Origin of the sequence: Phyllobacterium myrsinacearum (genome assembly GCF_014138285.1) — a bacterium.
In the GTDB taxonomy this organism is placed as follows: Bacteria; Pseudomonadota; Alphaproteobacteria; order Rhizobiales; family Rhizobiaceae; genus Phyllobacterium; species Phyllobacterium myrsinacearum_A.
In genome coordinates this window covers 163,041-179,280 of sequence record NZ_JACGXN010000004.1, presented here as the reverse complement: position 1 = coordinate 179,280, position 16,240 = coordinate 163,041, and the positions used below count along the sequence as shown (strand labels likewise).

Here is a 16,240-nt window from a genome sequence, read left to right as displayed (position 1 = left end):
AGGCTGGACTTGGCAAACAGTTGGAAACCTCAGTGTATCCCGAGCTTTTTCAGCTTGCGATGCAGAGTGGCACGCCCCATCCCCATCATGACCGCAGCTGCCGAGATATTACCGCCGGCCTTGGCAAGAACGCGCTGGATGACACTGCGTTCGGCCGCCGCAAAATTCTGTTCTATATCCAGATTTTGCCCGAGAAGGTTGGCAGCAGGCAGCGGCTTGCTCAGGGTTTCGTCCGTGAGGCCAAGAAAATGCCGTACCGTGCGGGATGCTCCGACAACAAGGTCATCCTCGTCCACCGCAATAAGCGCACTGGCGCTTCGTTCGTAACTCACATCAGGCCCTAGTTTTGCCAGCATGATCCGCGCCTTGGGGAAGGCCAGACGAAAATTCTCTGCCTCCACACGGCGCGCCGCATCGACCACAGCAACTGCGATCAGCTTGACAAAGTCCTCCGTAAGATCAGAGCGTGCCGACGACACGTCGATGGCGGCCATCAAACGCCCGCGGTGATCGAAGATGGGTGCAACGGTACAGGACAAGGCCGTATTGCGGCTGCGAAAATGCTGATCGCGGTGGATCGTCAATGCGCGCTGCTCCGCAAGGGCGGTGCCGATACCGTTCGTGCCTTCCCGCTCTTCGCTCCAGACGGCCCCGGTCCAAAGGCCGATCTTACAGAACGTCTCGTCGTCCGAGACGCTGCCGCGGCGGTCAACCGGCACACCATCCCTGTCCGCAAGGAGCACACAACATCCAGCACCACCAACGGCTGAATAAAGCCGGTCCAGCGTTGCTTCCGCCGTTGCAATCAATGAACCCAATCGCTCACGTGCATCGACCAGCTCGCGTTCGCTGAGAAATTCAGGTGGTGCCCCCTCCTCCGGATTGAGACCGTAAAGGCGCATCGAACGCCCCCACGATGCCACGAGCGCTGATTGTGCAGCAGCGCTTCCGGTGAGTGCAGACTGAATTTGTTCAGCGTGCTGTCCGTCATGTCGCGTAGCCATTGGTCTCCTCCCAAAGTCCAGGCGCCCGTCAAGTTCTTCCTAGGTTAAGCTACTTGACGATCTGGTCAAGCGTGCAGGATCTCCGGCCTCCACCGGCCAGCCATCAATGAAGATGCGGTCGTTGAATGATAAAAATTTCCCGTTCTGAAGCAACGAGGAGAATCTCATGTCCAGACAGGCACGTTTAAAAGTAATTCAATGGGATCGAGGTGTTTGGCGACTGTTACGGCAGGAAGATGCAGATAAAAGACATTCAAACGATGGCGACATTGTCTGACTTCGAAATGCGTGAGCTTTTCAGGAAAATGCTGAAGCTCACAGAAAACGTGCGCGGCGCCACGCCTGCCGGGTGCCACGAGCTGGATGTCATACAGAACGTGTTGAAGTTCTCGATGGCGCGTCTGAAAGAACCGGATCGCCGAGGAATAGCCAACGACAATCCAACAGGGCATCCTGATATCAAATAGATTGTCGCGTCTGTCCGCGTTTAAAGTCCGACATCATAGAGAATCTGGTTCATCGAGCGCGCCGGCTCTCGTTCCTGAACACCGCCGATCACCTTGGCAGGAACACCGGCAACCGTTTTCCTGTTCTCGACTGATTTCAGAACAACGGAACCCGCACCAATCTTGGAGTTGACACCGATCTCGATATTTCCGAGCACGGTAGCACTCGCTCCGATGAGAACACCATGCCTCACCTTGGGATGGCGATCACCCGTATCCTTTCCGGTGCCGCCGAGCGTGACGCCCTGCAGGATCGAGACATTGTCTTCGATGACTGCCGTCTCACCAATCACGATACCGGTGGCGTGGTCGAAAAACACACCCTTTCCCAACAGCACCGCTGGATGAATATCAACTTGCAGCACGCGCGACGATCTTGACTGCAAATAGGCGGCCAGGTCTTCACGCCCTGTCTTCCACAAAAGGTGAGCAAAGCGATGGATCTGAATCGCGTGGAACCCTTTGAGATACAGCAACACGTGCAGCCCGCTTTTTGTTGCGGGATCCCGCTCCAGAACGGCATTAATGTCGCGTTCGGCGCCGGAAAGCACTGATGAGTCCTGTTTCAGCAGTTCATTGAAAAGGGCCGAGAGCGCTTCGCTCGTAATCAACTGGCTGGCCAGAACCTCCGCCAGCTGAAAACACAGAGCGTCCTCAAGCCTGTCAAAGCGTAATATGGAATGCTGCACGACCGGCGCGAGCGTCGGCTCGCGTTCACTGACCGCGGTTGCTTCGGCGAGGATGCGCGGCCATACGGATCGGCTTTTTGACGTTACTACTGTGTTGGTCATGTGTGTCACCCGTTAAAAGCCCGTGAGCGGGGTTACTTTCGAGCCATCACTGAAACGCGAGAATCGAAAATCTTTCGGATCGACCACTGGTGTACGCCCCGTCACGATATCGGCCATCAAACGGCCCGCGGCGGGTCCAATGCCAAACCCATGTCCGGAAAAACCGGTGGCGATGTGAAAGCCCGGCACATCATCAACTGCAGATATAACAGGAATGGCGTCGGGCGTGACATCGATATATCCGGCCCAGCGCTGTGCAATCTCTGCCTGATTGAACACCGGAAATGCCGTTCTCAAGCTGTCAAAAAAGCGATCCGACAAATTAAGTAATGGCTTGGGATCGAGAACGCGATTGTATTCGAACGGGCTTGCCTCATCCATTTTCCATTTCGTCGGGATGCGGGCCTCATCGAGGAAGCGCCCGCCAAGGCGAAACGACAGGGATGCCCATTCGAGTTTCAGTGCCGGCAGGAAGTTCAGAGCATAGCGGAATGATTTCGGCACGATGTCGACGATGTTCTCGTCGCCTGATGCAATGGTGTAACCGCCATCCTGACGCTTGCGAAAGGCAAAGTCCTTGGACCAGAGCGCCGTTTCCGGCCCTCCTTCCAGCGGTTTGGTGCGGATGACGGTATTCAGCACCTTGAGCTGCGGCAGATCGATGCCGTAAAGACCACAGAAGAGATTGGACCACGCACCGCCAGCCAAAACAACAGCATTACAGGCGATCCTCCCCCGTTCGGTGACCACGCCGGATATCTTGCCACCCGATGTCTCTATCCCGCGCACCGCGCATTCGGTCAGGAGCGCCGCGCCTTTGTCGCGCGCGGCTTCGGCAATGGCAGGTGCAGCTTTCTGCGGCTCCGCCCGGCCATCAACGGGCGTGTACAGTGCACCCTTCAAGTTCATTTTTCCACCGGGCAGCAGACCGTCAAGCTCCTTGCCGCTCACCATGCGGCTTTCCAGCTGATATCCTTCGAGATTATGCAGCCAGCGTTCATTCTCTTCATAGGACTTGTCGTCCGGCGCCGTAAACAGAATGCCGGCGCGGGTGTAACCCGTGTCGCGGCCAAGCCGTTTGTCGAAAGCTGACCACAGCCGCAAAGCTTCAGCCATAAGCGGCACCTCGCGCGGATCACGCCGGGAAATGCGCACCCAGCCCCAGTTACGGCTCGATTGTTCCTGACCGATTCCGCCCTTTTCGCAGAGCGCTACCTTCAGACCGCGCTCAGCCAGCTCCAGCGCTGTGGATGCCCCGATAATACCACCGCCGATGACAACTACATCCACTTTCTCCGGAAGGTTTTCATCACCGTGAACACGAACAACATAAGGGCCGGGCATCGAACAGACTTCCTTTTGAAAACGAATGATTGTCCTGTTGTATCAGTGTTGTGGCGCCGTGCGCAGATGCTTTTCAAGCCAGAACGGATCATTCGCGGCATTATTGGCTGCGTTCAACAGATCAAAAATAGCAATAGCCGCGATCATGGTAGAGTTGAGAAGAATTTCGACGGCAAGATTGAAGAATGCAGGGATCACCGCTCGCAGGGCCTGCGGCAGAACGACCAGCCGTATGAAAGGCCAAGCCAAGACCAGAAGGTGCCGGAGCTGGCCGCGCATCATCCTGACGTCGTTTGAGGTGCCGATACTCCGTGCTGGAGCCCCGGCACCCCTATCTCCTACAAAAGCTTGTCGAGCGTAATCGGCAGGTCGCGGATGCGTTTGCCCGTGGCATGAAAAACCGCGTTGGCAATGGCCGGTGCCACCCCGACAATAGGCAATTCACCGACAGCTTTTCCTCCAAGCACAGAGGCGTGATGATCGGGAATGCCGACGGAGATCACCTGAAGATCGGGAATATCCGAATTTGTCGCCACAAGATAATCGCCAAGATTGTTGTTGATCACCCGGGCATGGCGCGGATCGATGATCCCTTCCTCAAGCAGAGCCTGTCCGATGCCCATGATGATACCGCCGCGCCACTGGCTTTCAGCCAGTTTTGGATTGTACAGGCGACCTGAATCAAGGGCGGAAACCATGCGCGAGACGCGCACCGTTCCGAAATCCTCGTCGACCCGCACTTCAACGAAATGGGCGCACCAGCTGTGCAGCGAATAGCCACCCTCTGTCGGCGGCTTCATCGCCATCATCGTGGTAAAGTTGTTGTACCGGTCCTGATCGTTCTGCTTTTCTTCCGGCAGTGTGTCGCGCAAGGTCTCGATCTTTTCCTGCGCGATATGCTGCATGAAATCGGCAATCGAAATGGCCGAGCGTTCGCCGCGTGATGCCGAGATTGTGCCGTCCGAAATGGCAAGCGTGTTCAACTGGAGATCGAGGAAAGGCGAGTTCGGATGATTAAGTGCAAGACCGATCAACTCCTCACGCGCAGCATGCGCTGCCTTGTGGACAGCCCCTGTCATCAGATTGGCGAGTTGGGAACCGCCCGCAACCGGTGAACGGGGTAATGCGGAATCTCCGAGCTTCACCCGGATTTGTTCAACCGGGATACCCAGAACTTCGGCTGCAGTCTGGGCAAGGATGGTGTAGGTGCCCTGTCCCATGTCAATGCTGCTGCTTGCCACTTCGGCTGTACCGTCGGCGAGAATGCGGACCAGAGCCTCGCCCGGCGTACGGCGCACCGGATAGGTGCCTGCCGCAACACCCCAGCCGATGAGCTGGTTTCCGTCCCGCATCGAACGCGGCGCTGGCGAGCGCTTTGACCAGCCGAAGGCTTCCGCACCCTCGGCAAAGGCTTCCCGTAATCGCCGTGTCGACCATGGTATTTTGGCATGCGGGTCCTCTTCGGCATAATTCAGCAAGCGGATTTCCAGGGGATCCATGCCGATCTCGTAGGCGAGTTCATCAATGGCCGATTCAATGCCAAAGGCACTGGGGTTCTCTCCCGGCGCCCGCAGCGCGCCCGGAGTAACCGTGTTGAGCGGGATGATGTTCTGCCGGGAACTGAAATTCGGCACCGCATACATGATGGCGGTAACGGATCCGAGCGGCTCCACGGCCATGCCAAGCATGGATGTCTCATTGACCCCGTGCTGAACAATGGAAAGAAGTTTGCCCTCCTTCGTTGCGCCAAGAGCCAAGGTCTGACGGGTGGCGGGACGCCCGCCATAGGCGGTGAAGGTCTGTGGTCGCGTGACGGCAAGTTTCACCGGTTTGCCAAGCATCCGCGCCGCGATTGCAGCCACTGCACCGTGAGGCAGTGACAAGGCTTTCGAGCCGAAGCCACCGCCAATATAGGGCGATATCATCCGGACATTTTCAAACGGAATATCGAACCATTCGGCATAGGAGCGAGCCATGCCATCCACCCATTGGCTTGGCTCCCACAGGGTGAGCTTGTCGCCATCCCACTGCGCGATGATGCCATGCGGTTCAATGGCTACATTGTATTCGCGTGGTGTCTTGTATTCCTGTTCAATGCGCACGGGTGCAGCGGCCAATGCGGCCTCCGCATCTCCCCATGACATGGTCGCCCGTTCGATGGGCACTCCCTCTCCGGCCTTGGGATCCTCAAGGCCAAAGACATGCCCCTTCTCCTCGTAGGTCACCTTGACGAGGGCAGCGGCGGCCGTCGCCTGCTCCAGTGTTTCGGCGACAACTGCAGCGATGTGCTGGCCATTGAAACTGACAGTCTTCGGCAGCGCCAGAAACGGACCTTCCGGCCCGGGCGTGCCTGCCCACGTCGTCGCTGATTTCAGGTGCATGATGTTATCGGGCGTCAAGACCAGCAGGACGCCAGGTGACGCCTCGGCTGCCTTGGTATCAACAGAAAGCACCGTGCCGGCAGCAATCGTACTTTGCAGCGTAACAGCATAGACCAGTCCATCAATCTGATGTTCTATTGCATAGGTAGCGCTTCCGGTGATTTTCACCGGGCCATCGAGACGTGACAGGCGCCCGCCCAAATTGCCATCGGATGCATCGCCGTGTTTGGTTTTCGAAGCGATAAAAGTCATGACAGGCCTCCCAGCTGCAGAACAGCGCGTGTGACAACCCGTGGGGCGAGATCGATCTTGTAATGGTTCGCACCGTGATCAACAGCGCCTTCCATGCAAAGCAGCGCTGCCTTACGGACCAACGCCGGTTCGAGTACTTTACCGATCAATGCGGTCTCGATCGTGCGGACGCGCCAAGGTTTGGATGCGACACCACCGAGGGCAATCCGTATATCGCGGACGGTCTTGCCGTCGGGTTCAAACTCCAGACCGACCGCCGCACTCGCAGCGGCGAACTCGTAGGATTGCCGGTCACGGACTTTCAGATAGGTCGAATGGCGCGCCGCAGGCGATGCCGGTATCGTCACGGATGTAATGATTTCACCGCGTTCAAATGCGTGCTCATGCTCTGGCGTATTTTCGGGAAGCAGGAAGAAATCATCCGCAGGAACCTGCCGATCGCCCAGATGCACGATCGCATCAAACGCCACGAGCGCAACAGCAAGATCACCGGGGTAGCTTGCGATGCATGCTTTGCTCGTGCCGAGGACCGCGTGGTTGCGTGTAACACCTCCGATGGCAGCACAGCCGGAGCCGGGATGACGCTTGTTGCAAGCGGAGAACACAGCCGCATCCCGGAAATAGGAACAGCGCGTCCGCTGCAGCAGATTGCCGCCGATGGTTGCCATGTTGCGGATCTGGGCAGAGGCGGCCAACGCCAGGGATTCCGCCACAGCCGGAAAAGCCGCCCGTATGGCAGGATGATCGGCCACCGCACTCATGCGCGCGAGTGCACCGATAGACGCCATGGTGTCATTGATCTCTATGTGATCGAGCCCGGAAAGGTGCGTGATGTCGACCACGGTTTCCGGTTCGGCAATACCGCATTTTGCAAGATCCAGCAGTGTTGTGCCACCGGCAAGCACCATATGGCCAGCCAGAGCCGAGGCCGTCCGAGCTTCGTCGGCAGATTGCGCGCGCAGATAGCTGAAATTCCTCATGACGTGGCCTCCGCTGCTTCGCGTACCGCAGCCACAATATGGGAATAAGCGCCGCACCGGCAGAGATTGCCGGACATATACTCGCGGATCTCATTATCCGATTTCGTATGCCCCTCCCGGATACAGGCAACCGCCGACATGATCTGACCGGGGGTACAATAACCGCACTGAAAGGCATCATGCTCCAGAAATGCAGACTGGACAGGGTGCAATGCACCGTTAGGGTCTGCGAGACCTTCAATTGTCGTGATGGCGCGTCCTTCAGCCTGTGCCGCAAGGGTCAGGCAGGCAAGTACGCGCTGGCCATCTATGTGGACGGTGCAGGCGCCACACTGGCCCTGATCGCATCCCTTTTTTGTTCCAGTGAGGCCAAGGTGTTCGCGCAGTGCATCCAGCAAGGTCACGCGCGGCTCAACGGCCACGTCTCGGCTCTCGCCGTTAATATCCAGTTTCAGGTTCAGTGTTCCGGTCATCGTATTGCTCCTGCTTTTACGGACGCAGATTGGTTCAACGGCCCGATATGCAAACGCCATGCACGACAAGAAGTTCACATCGCCGTGCACTTTATCTTCTAGACGATCCAAATCCGGGCTAGGTGTATTAGAGACATGACATCGGGGCCTATTCTGCGATAAGAAGGCAAAAGGACTCCACTTAAACGGAGGGGCCTCCGCTTATTTTAAGAACTTGTCGCTCGTGGTCAAGCCCCCATAGGCGTGGAGCAGAATTTGGTCGCAAAACCAGTTACAAGTCCCGAAGAACAGCGTCCGATAGCGAGAGGCATGCGTGCGGATGCACGCCGCAACCGGGAAAAGCTGCTTGAAGTGGCCGCCATCGTTTTCTCAGAGCACGGCATAGAAGGTTCTCTCGAGCAGATCGCGCGTCGTGCAGGCGTCGGTATCGGCACGCTTTATCGCCATTTCCCGACACGCGAGCATCTCGTGGAAGTCGTCTACAGGCGCGAGGTTGAAAGCCTCTGCGCGGCGGCAAGCGAACTGGCGCTTAATCATGCGCCGGATGTAGCGCTTGAAGAATGGATGCACCGTTTCGTCGGGTATATCGCCGCAAAACGGGGGATGACAAACAGCCTGCAGATACTCGTTACCACAAACTCCGAGCTGTTTGCCGCAAGTTCGGGGATGGTCGCCGTTTCACTACGCAATCTCGTCGAAGCGGCAGCCAATCAGGATCTCATCCGGAGAGATATTGACAGCACAGACCTGTTGCACGCCCTGTTCACAATCTATTCCATCCCCGACGCCCCCGATTGGCATGACCGGTCACGCCGCCTGGTGAAACTCCTGATGGATGGACTGCGCTGGGGTGCACGCGACAGACATGGTGCCCGGTCCGACGGAAACCGCGGCTAGGTCTCCGTGATATCCGATAGTGATTCTTCCGCAGGCATAGACTGTAGCAATGTTTCCCGCGCTGATCGCAGATGATTGCGGCAGGCAATATCTACTTTTCCGGCATCGCGTGAACGCAACGCATTGATATAAGCCAGATGTTCTTCCAGAGCCTTGGCATTCCGCGCCCGCTCGTTCACTTTTTTCCATTGATAATGATAGTGAAATACCATGGCGATGACGTCATAGAAATCAATGACGAAACGGTTGCGTGAAGCGGAGTGGATCATGCGGTGAAAACGCTCGTCGAGCTCGGAAAAATCCAGATAGCGGGTGTCGATGTCGCGCAGTAGCGCAATGTGATCAGCCTCCAGAACATCCAGCTCCTGAATGGCGGGGTGATCATCGGGCAGATTGACGAAAGCGATTGCCGAGCGCAGTTCGAAAATCTCACGGATTTCAAACAGCTCCAGAGCAAATGAGCGGGTAAATCCCTTCAGGACCCAATGACTGTTCTTGCGTTTCTCGATGAGCCCGAACCGGCTGAACCGGATCAGAAACTCCCGGACGCTTGAAGTGCCGACACCAATATCGCGGGCGAGTTCCAGCTCATTGATCTGCATACCCGGCTGTGCACCCCCGGCCAGAATACGCTGCATGAAGCTGCGCTCGATGATCTCCGAAAGGGAATCCGTTTCTTCGTCGGGGAAATAGTCGCCCTTTACCGGCTTGCGCAACACGGTCTTGCTACGCTTGGTCCATTCGATGAGACCTTTTTCTTCCAGGGCACTGAGAATGGCGCGAACCGTCGTGCGGCTGATGCCAAGCTTTGTTCCAAGTTCTGGCTCTGACGGAAGCTGGTCAATGTCCTTTAGAAGACGCAGACATCCGTTGTAGCCCTCCTTGAACACTGTGTTCTGCTTCGACATTCTGCTCTTTCGTCATTCTGTAAAGGCACGCTCCGCAAGCGATAGCCGATGCCATGGGAACTGCTCTCTCGTCTTTTTATCCATAAGAGACGTTGACGGCAAAATGTATTTTGTCGATAAAAGACGAAATGCGCGGATATTGACATGTCAATTCAGTGCTCTCACGATTGACTGGTTCTGGGAGGAGCAGTTGGATATCCGAAAGATTGGTAAAACGCCGCTGGCCGTAACGAAGATCGGCTTTGGTGGAGCCGCAATTGGCGGGCTCTACCGCGAATGCACGCGCGAAGCTGCGATGAAAACGTTGCAGACTGCCTGGGACGCGGGCCTGCGCTACTTCGATACAGCGCCTTTTTACGGCTTTGGTCTCTCGGAGAGGCGGACCGGTGATTTTCTCCGTGACAAGCCACGCGACAGCTATGTCCTGTCAACGAAGGTCGGGCGTTTTCTGCGTCCGGTACCGGACGACCAAATCCCTGACCATTCCTACGTAAATCCCCTGCCCTTCGCTATTGACTATGATTACAGCTACGACGGCATCATGCGGTCGTTTGAATTCAGCTTTGCCCGCCTCGGACTGAACAGGATCGATATCCTTTACGTGCATGATATCGGCGCTTACACCCATGGTACCGAGAAAAATGCCGTTTACATGGACCAATTGCTTGGCGGCGGCCTGAAAGCTCTGGAGGAACTCAAATCTTCCGGTGCAATCTCTGCCTATGGTCTCGGTGTCAACGAAGTCGACGTTTGTCTTGATGTTATTGCCCGGCATCCAATTGACTGTATCCTGCTCGCCGGCCGTTATTCGCTGCTCGACCGCTCGGCGGAAAGAGGGCTGCTGGAGGTCTGCCGGAAACAGCAGATTTCCCTTGTCATTGGCGGCGTATTCAACTCCGGCATTCTGGCAACCGGCCCTGTGCCCGGCGCCAATTTCGACTACGGGCCGGCCTCGGAAGACATTCTGGATCGCGTCCGCTCCATGCAGGCAATTGCAACAGCGCACGATGTGCCGCTGGCCGCGGCGGCACTTCAGTTTCCATTCCGCGAGCCCGTGGTGGCAAATGTGCTGATCGGGACAGCAAAGCCCTCGAGCCTGACGAGAAATATCGAGCTTCTTGCAACGAAAATCCCTGATACCATCTACACCGAATGCGAGCCTTTCACGATCCGCTGATCCGCTTGCAAAGAATAGGCATTTAAATTAGCTTCGCATGATCGATGTTTTTTATCGATAAAGAGCGGATTGAAAAGCGCCCTCTCAATCCGGACATAAATAAATAAATCCGGCGCTATGAGAGGAACACAACCATGATTTCTAAGAGAAAGTGCATCAATCGCAGAACTATCCTTGGTACTGCAGGTATCGCTCTGTTGGCAGGAATGGTGTCCGTCGCACCCGTCCGCGCCGCGGATGTGACCATCCCCATCATCGTCAAGGACACGACCTCATTCTATTGGCAGATTGTCCTCGCGGGCGCACGCAAGGCGGGCAAGGACCTTGGTGTCAAAGTGCCGGAGCTTGGGGCTCAGGCTGAATCTGATATCAACGGTCAAATTTCCATTCTCGAAAACGCCGTTTCCGGTAAGCCGGCTGCTATCGTCATCTCACCGACAGAGTTCAAGGCGCTAGGCAAGCCGATCGATGAGGCAGCGAAATCCGTCAAGATTATCGGCATCGATTCCGCTGCGGATTCCAAATCATTCACCTCGTTCCTGACAACGGACAATGTACAGGGCGGACGTGTGGCAGCCGATGGCCTGGCCGCTGCCATCAAGGAAAAATATGGCAAAGCCGAAGGTGAAGTGGCTCTCATCACCGCGCTTCCTGGTGTCGGCTCTCTCGATCAGCGCGCCAAGGGATTCAAAGAGCAGCTTGCAGCAAAGTATCCTGATCTCAAGCTGATCGCCGACAAGGTTGCGGACGGACAGGCCACGACCGGCCTCAACATCACAACCGATCTGATCACGGCCAATCCGAACCTGCGCGGTATCTTCACATCCAATCTGATCATGGCTCAAGGCGCAGGTCAGGCCATTGCCGAGAACAAGGCACAGGACAAAATCAAAGTCATCGGCTTCGACAGTGACGAAAAGCTGGTGAAATTCCTGTCGAACGGAACATTGGCCGGCCTGATCGTTCAGGACCCCTATCGCATGGGCTATGATGGTATCAAAACGGCTCTGGCGGCTTCCAAGGGCGAGAAGACCGAGGCCAATGTCGATACAGGTGCAAACCTGATCACCAAGGCCAACATGAATGAGGCACGCGCACAGGAGTTGCTCAACCCCAAGCTTGACTGATCCTGATATGTCCAACAGTCAGCGGGGCCGCCATGACCGATCATGACATTTCGCACCGGTCCGATAACGGACAGAGTGAAACCATATCCGCAGCGGCGGCCCATTTGCCTATTCTGGAATTGCGCGGGCTCGAGAAGCAATATCTGGGAACCCACGCGCTGAAGCCTGCCGATCTCGCTTTCAAGGCCGGAGAAATTCATGCCATCGTCGGCGAGAACGGTGCGGGAAAATCGACGCTGATCAAGCTTTTGACAGGCGTTATCCCCCGCACCGCCGGTGAGATATTGTTGCGGGGCGAGCCGGTCGCCCTGACAACACCACTGGAAGCCATCCAGCACGGTATAAACGCCGTGCATCAGGAGGTCGTGCTCTGTCCGCACTTGACGGTCGCGGCGAATATCTTTCTGGGCGAGGAACACCGCCGGTTCGGATTGCTGCAACATCGCCATATGGTGCGTGAAGCGCAAAAAATCCTTGATGACCTCGGTTTTGTATTGCCCGCACACGTGCTTCTAAGCGACCTGACAATCGGTCAGCAGCAGCTCATCGCAACAGCTCGCGCAGCAACGCGCGGGGCAAGGTTTCTTATCTTTGATGAACCCACTGCCTATTTGACCCGCGAAGAAGCGGCACAGCTCTTTGCGCTGATCCGCCGCCTGCAGAAAAGCGGCGTGACCATCGTCTATATCAGCCATCGTATGGAGGAAGTCTTCGAACTTGCCGACCGTGTGTCCATCCTGCGTGACGGCCGTTTGGTCGGCACGCGCAATATCGATGACACCAACGAGAATGAGCTGATCAGCCTGATGATCAACCGTTCGATCGAGCAAATCTACCACAAAGTTCCCTTCACATTCGGCAAGACGATCCTCGAGACACAAGCGCTCTCCGGCAGCGGTTTCGAGAATATCAGCATCAGTGTCCGCGAAGGGGAAATCGTCGGGCTTTACGGACTGATCGGTGCAGGACGAAGCGAGTTCGTCACCACGATCTTCGGACGGCACCCGAAATCATCGGGCAAGATTTTCTGGGACGGCAAGGAAGTCAATATCGAGCGCGAACGCGATGCCATCAAGCTTGGGATTGCGTTGGCGCCCGAAAGCCGCCGCGATCAGGGGCTGTGTCTGTCCCTGCCGGTATCGCTTAACCTGAACCTGCCAATCTACAAGCAGCTTAGCCGCAACCTTCTGATTTCCCATCGCGAAGAATCCAGACATGCCGACAGCCAGATTTCAGATCTGCGTATCAAAACTGCCTCGCGCAGTGCCAGTGCAGCAAGTCTTTCCGGTGGCAACCAGCAGAAGATTGTCATCGGCAAATGGCTCAATCACGGCGCCAAGCTTTTTATCTTCGACGAGCCGACAGTCGGCGTCGATGTCGGCACAAAGGCCGAAATCTACCGGTTGTTCTCAACACTTCTGCAAAATGGTGCCGGTATTATTCTGATCTCGTCCTATCTGCCTGAAGTCTATGAACTTGCCGATACCCTGCACGTGTTCCGGCGCGGGCAAATGGTGGCGAGCCATCCTCATAAAACCGTTACGCATGAAGACATTCTGACCCAAGCGCTCGGGTCCGCATCGGCCGATACGGACACGCACAACTGATCTGTTCCACCGCGGCCCCCTGGCCGCACCGACTATCTGGAGAATTATCCTGATGAGCCTGGAAACCAAAGATGTTGGCCCAACTCCGAAACGGCGCTTCAATGTCCTGTTCGGACTGACGCTGTTTGCGCTGCTGCTCGCCCTGTGGCTTGTCCTTGGCGTTTCGACAGACAGTTTCTGGACTGGCAACAACATAGCCAATCTGCTGCGGCAAGGCTCGATGATCGCAATCCTCGCCATCGGTCAGACCTTCGTCATCATAACGGGTGGCATCGATCTCTCCGTCGGCGCGATTGTCGGCTTTACCAGTGTCGTCGTTGCATGGCTTCTGGCCCATGGCTTTCCCGTCTGGGCAGCGATCCTGATTACACTCGGCATCGGGGTCTGCATCGGGCTTTTCCACGGCTTCGGCATCGTTCGGCTCGGGCTTCCGCCTTTCATCATCACACTCGCCACGCTGACATCACTGCGCGGTATCGGCCTGCTGATCACCAATGGTGCGACGATCTCGATCGACAATGATCCTTTCACCGAATTCTCCCGCAATGATTTCGCCGGCATACCCAATCTCTTCTGGATGGTGGTTCTTGTGGGTATCCCGGCGTATATTTTCCTGCACCACAGCCGCTGGGGCCGCTATCTGTTCTCGGTAGGATCGAATGCCGAAGCGTCCCGCCTTTCCGGCGTCAATGTGAAAGGAACGATTTATCTCGCCTACACATTGTCTGCGGTTTGCGCATCATTCGTGGGCTTGTTGCTGGCCTCCCGCATTGGTATCGGCAATGCAACACAGGCGGAGGGCTGGGAGCTGCAGGCCATCGCGTCGTCGGTTATCGGCGGGACCAGTCTTTTCGGCGCTGTCGGCTCCATTCACGGGCCATTGCTGGGCGCCTTTATTCTGGCGACGATCAACAACGGTGCGAACCTGCTTAACGTGAATTCGTTCTGGCAGCGCGTGATCACAGGGGTTCTGATTATCGTGATTGTCTACTTCGATCAGCTGCGCCGCCGACAGAGATAGGGTTCTGATCCCGTGCAACTTTGGAACATTTGAGTGGTTTATCGGTTTCTATAGTACCGAGAGCGAGTTTTGGGAGAGCTCTTGCTTTCGTCAGAGGTCTGGTCGAGCAATCGTAGCGCTTCATCCTTCGATACTCCCAGACCTCGTCCATTTTCACTGGTGAATCAGGCGATATCGAGAACCAGTGCACGATGGTCCGAGACCTCCGGGTGCGCTACAACATCAAACTTCCGGATTTTGACGTGAGGCGTTGTCAGCATGTAGTCGGCAAAGCGCCCGTTTTTCGGATAGAAAGATGTTCTCGTATCAGTGTGACCACCTGTGGTGACAAGATCGGAAAGCCCAAGCCGCGCCAGAGCCTCGAACGTGACGCTCCCGGGCAGGACATTGAAATCGCCGCATACCACCAATCTCTCATCGTTCCGGTGCACCCGCTCGATCAGTCTGACGAGGAAACGTGCCTGCTCCACGCGCAGAGATGAATCCTCTTTTCCCGTGATATCGCGCAGCCCGTGCATATGCGCGACGGTCAGCGAAAACCCATCCTCGTAGCTGAATATCCGGACACAATGGGCATTTCGTGCCCTCGGATGTTCCCCCCAGCCATTGGGCGAGAAGGTACCATGCACAAAGTCCATCGCTTGACCGATGACTGCATGCGTCTTTCGAACGAAGGTAGCCAATCCAAATTCTGAATGCAGCTTGTCTTCGCCATCGAAAAGCAGACCTCTCGCCGTCGGGCAAAAGTAACCAGCATGCTCCGGAAGGGCGGCACATATCTCGTCGAAAAGATGGGCACGCTGCGGAAGTTCCGTATTCCCGTCACGATAGAGAAGCCAGTCGTTCCGTGCATCTGGTGTATGCACAACCTCTTGCAGACAGAAAACATCGGCATCTACACCCGCAAGATACTGGATCAACGGCCCGTGCAGTCTGCCACCCCACACATTGAGGCTAAGTATTCGCAGTGCCATGCCGATCGCTCCTCAGGATGCTCTGACACAGATATATGCGATTCGTAATGTCGTCACACCATCAACGCTTTTCCGGATATTCGAGCAGAGCGATGGTCATACCGCGTTGTTCAGGTTGACGCGTTTGGAAAGTGCGGCAGCGCTTTCCTTCCGCTCGCTGTAGCGGTCTGTGAGATAACCGGAAACATCGCGCGTCAGCAGCGTGAACTTGACAAGTTCCTCCATCACATCGACAACACGGTCATAGAAGGCTGAGGATTTCATGCGGCCGTCTTCATCAAACTCCTGATAAGCCTTGGCGACCGATGACTGGTTGGGAATCGTCACCATGCGCATCCAGCGGCCAAGCACGCGCATCTGATTGACGGCATTGAACGACTGCGACCCGCCCGAAACCTGCATCACTGCAAGCGTTCGTCCTTGTGTGGGACGGATTGCTCCCATGGCGAGCGGTATCCAGTCGATCTGTGATTTCATGACACCTGTCATTGCGCCATGCCGTTCAGGGCTGGTCCACACGTGTCCTTCTGACCAGAGCGAAAGTTCGCGCAACTCCTGTACCTTTGGATGATCAACGGGCGCATCATCCGGAAGTGGTAAACCAGCTGGATCATAAATTCGGGTCTCAGCACCGAAATGTTCCAGCAGACGCGCGGCTTCCTGGGTCAGAAAACGGCTATACGATACCTTTCGGACCGAGCCGTAAAGCAGCAGGATACGCGGGCGGTGTGTCGAGAAGGAAACAGACAGCTTTCCGGCTTCAGGAAGCTGCAGAGCCTCGGATACGATGTTCGGCAA

General features: G+C 56.2%; 16 protein-coding genes. 7 read left to right on the top strand and 9 right to left on the bottom strand.

All coding sequences use genetic code 11. The annotated features are described in order from the left end of the window. Positions 1-29 precede the first annotated feature (29 nt). Entirely contained in the window at positions 30-1,004 is a 975-nt protein-coding gene (locus FHW16_RS15525; protein WP_182550123.1) for a GAF domain-containing protein, read from the bottom strand. 236 nt (positions 1,005-1,240) lie between these two features. Here FHW16_RS15525 and FHW16_RS15520 point away from each other — a divergent pair, with 236 nt between their 5' ends. Further along, a complete protein-coding gene (locus FHW16_RS15520; protein WP_182550122.1) occupies positions 1,241-1,471 on the top strand; it encodes a hypothetical protein in 231 nt (76 codons plus the stop codon). A gap of 20 nt (positions 1,472-1,491) precedes the next feature. Here FHW16_RS15520 and cysE read toward each other — a convergent pair whose 3' ends face one another. Together cysE and FHW16_RS15510 are read right to left on the bottom strand one after the other, a co-directional pair. Then, positions 1,492-2,301, bottom strand: a complete 810-nt coding sequence (gene cysE, locus FHW16_RS15515) for a serine O-acetyltransferase (protein ID WP_182550121.1) — start codon at positions 2,299-2,301, stop codon at positions 1,492-1,494. 12 nt (positions 2,302-2,313) lie between these two features. After that, positions 2,314-3,645, bottom strand: a complete 1,332-nt coding sequence (locus FHW16_RS15510) for an NAD(P)/FAD-dependent oxidoreductase (protein WP_182550120.1) — start codon at positions 3,643-3,645, stop codon at positions 2,314-2,316. Positions 3,646-3,660: 15 nt separating this feature from the next. On the opposite strand from FHW16_RS15510, the gene FHW16_RS15505 reads away from it, so the two are divergent. Beyond that, the gene (locus FHW16_RS15505; protein WP_182550119.1) at positions 3,661-3,942 is read left to right on the top strand and encodes a hypothetical protein; all 282 of its coding nucleotides are present in this window, start codon (positions 3,661-3,663) and stop codon (positions 3,940-3,942) included. A 41-nt stretch (positions 3,943-3,983) separates the two neighbouring features. On the opposite strand, the gene FHW16_RS15500 is transcribed toward FHW16_RS15505, so the two are convergent. The 3 genes from FHW16_RS15500 to FHW16_RS15490 are packed head-to-tail and all read right to left on the bottom strand — an operon-like array spanning position 3,984 to position 7,731. Further along, positions 3,984-6,278 (bottom strand): xanthine dehydrogenase family protein molybdopterin-binding subunit, encoded by a 2,295-nt coding sequence (locus FHW16_RS15500; RefSeq protein WP_182550118.1) that lies wholly within the window; start codon positions 6,276-6,278, stop codon positions 3,984-3,986. Then, complete coding sequence (locus tag FHW16_RS15495) at positions 6,275-7,258, bottom strand: FAD binding domain-containing protein (RefSeq protein ID WP_182550117.1); 984 nt, start codon at positions 7,256-7,258, stop codon at positions 6,275-6,277. The genes FHW16_RS15500 and FHW16_RS15495 overlap by 4 nt, the downstream gene beginning before the upstream one ends. Further along, the gene (locus FHW16_RS15490) at positions 7,255-7,731 is read right to left on the bottom strand and encodes a (2Fe-2S)-binding protein (RefSeq protein WP_182550116.1); all 477 of its coding nucleotides are present in this window, start codon (positions 7,729-7,731) and stop codon (positions 7,255-7,257) included. The genes FHW16_RS15495 and FHW16_RS15490 overlap by 4 nt, the downstream gene beginning before the upstream one ends. A 309-nt stretch (positions 7,732-8,040) precedes the next feature. Between FHW16_RS15490 and FHW16_RS15485 the strand changes: the two genes are divergently transcribed. After that, positions 8,041-8,628 carry a TetR/AcrR family transcriptional regulator gene (locus tag FHW16_RS15485; protein ID WP_182550252.1) on the top strand — a complete coding sequence of 196 codons (588 nt, stop codon included), beginning with the start codon at positions 8,041-8,043 and terminating at the stop codon, positions 8,626-8,628. Here FHW16_RS15485 and FHW16_RS15480 read toward each other — a convergent pair. Continuing rightward, the gene (locus FHW16_RS15480; protein WP_182550115.1) at positions 8,625-9,536 is read right to left on the bottom strand and encodes a GntR family transcriptional regulator; all 912 of its coding nucleotides are present in this window, start codon (positions 9,534-9,536) and stop codon (positions 8,625-8,627) included. The genes FHW16_RS15485 and FHW16_RS15480 overlap by 4 nt on opposite strands. 190 nt (positions 9,537-9,726) lie before the next feature. Here FHW16_RS15480 and FHW16_RS15475 point away from each other — a divergent pair, with 190 nt between their 5' ends. The 4 genes from FHW16_RS15475 (at position 9,727) to FHW16_RS15460 (ending at position 14,468) form a co-directional block, all read left to right on the top strand. Beyond that, a complete protein-coding gene (locus FHW16_RS15475) occupies positions 9,727-10,713 on the top strand; it encodes an aldo/keto reductase (RefSeq protein WP_182550114.1) in 987 nt (328 codons plus the stop codon). 134 nt (positions 10,714-10,847) lie between these two features. Then, positions 10,848-11,840 carry an ABC transporter substrate-binding protein gene (locus FHW16_RS15470; RefSeq protein WP_182550113.1) on the top strand — a complete coding sequence of 331 codons (993 nt, stop codon included), beginning with the start codon at positions 10,848-10,850 and terminating at the stop codon, positions 11,838-11,840. A gap of 32 nt (positions 11,841-11,872) precedes the next feature. Then, positions 11,873-13,447: a sugar ABC transporter ATP-binding protein gene (locus tag FHW16_RS15465; protein WP_182550112.1), complete on the top strand. Its 1,575-nt coding sequence runs from the start codon at positions 11,873-11,875 to the stop codon at positions 13,445-13,447. Between the two features lie 52 nt (positions 13,448-13,499). Continuing rightward, positions 13,500-14,468 (top strand): ABC transporter permease, encoded by a 969-nt coding sequence (locus FHW16_RS15460; RefSeq protein ID WP_182550111.1) that lies wholly within the window; start codon positions 13,500-13,502, stop codon positions 14,466-14,468. A gap of 164 nt (positions 14,469-14,632) precedes the next feature. Here the strand turns inward: FHW16_RS15460 and FHW16_RS15455 are convergent, their stop codons facing one another. Further along, a complete protein-coding gene (locus FHW16_RS15455) occupies positions 14,633-15,442 on the bottom strand; it encodes an endonuclease/exonuclease/phosphatase family protein (RefSeq protein WP_182550110.1) in 810 nt (269 codons plus the stop codon). 96 nt (positions 15,443-15,538) lie between these two features. Further along, positions 15,539-16,240 carry an arsenical resistance protein ArsH gene (gene arsH, locus FHW16_RS15450; RefSeq protein ID WP_182550251.1) on the bottom strand — a complete coding sequence of 234 codons (702 nt, stop codon included), beginning with the start codon at positions 16,238-16,240 and terminating at the stop codon, positions 15,539-15,541.

Coding starts and splice junctions, on each gene's coding strand:
- FHW16_RS15525 (WP_182550123.1), bottom strand. CDS start 1,004: ATGGCTACGCGACATGACGGACAGCACGCTGAACAAATTCAGTCTGCA.
- FHW16_RS15520 (WP_182550122.1), top strand. CDS start 1,241: ATGCAGATAAAAGACATTCAAACGATGGCGACATTGTCTGACTTCGAA.
- cysE (WP_182550121.1), bottom strand. CDS start 2,301: ATGACCAACACAGTAGTAACGTCAAAAAGCCGATCCGTATGGCCGCGC.
- FHW16_RS15510 (WP_182550120.1), bottom strand. CDS start 3,645: ATGCCCGGCCCTTATGTTGTTCGTGTTCACGGTGATGAAAACCTTCCG.
- FHW16_RS15500 (WP_182550118.1), bottom strand. CDS start 6,278: ATGACTTTTATCGCTTCGAAAACCAAACACGGCGATGCATCCGATGGC.
- FHW16_RS15495 (WP_182550117.1), bottom strand. CDS start 7,258: ATGAGGAATTTCAGCTATCTGCGCGCGCAATCTGCCGACGAAGCTCGG.
- FHW16_RS15490 (WP_182550116.1), bottom strand. CDS start 7,731: ATGACCGGAACACTGAACCTGAAACTGGATATTAACGGCGAGAGCCGA.
- FHW16_RS15485 (WP_182550252.1), top strand. CDS start 8,041: ATGCGTGCGGATGCACGCCGCAACCGGGAAAAGCTGCTTGAAGTGGCC.
- FHW16_RS15480 (WP_182550115.1), bottom strand. CDS start 9,536: ATGTCGAAGCAGAACACAGTGTTCAAGGAGGGCTACAACGGATGTCTG.
- FHW16_RS15470 (WP_182550113.1), top strand. CDS start 10,848: ATGATTTCTAAGAGAAAGTGCATCAATCGCAGAACTATCCTTGGTACT.
- FHW16_RS15465 (WP_182550112.1), top strand. CDS start 11,873: ATGACCGATCATGACATTTCGCACCGGTCCGATAACGGACAGAGTGAA.
- FHW16_RS15460 (WP_182550111.1), top strand. CDS start 13,500: ATGAGCCTGGAAACCAAAGATGTTGGCCCAACTCCGAAACGGCGCTTC.
- FHW16_RS15455 (WP_182550110.1), bottom strand. CDS start 15,442: ATGGCACTGCGAATACTTAGCCTCAATGTGTGGGGTGGCAGACTGCAC.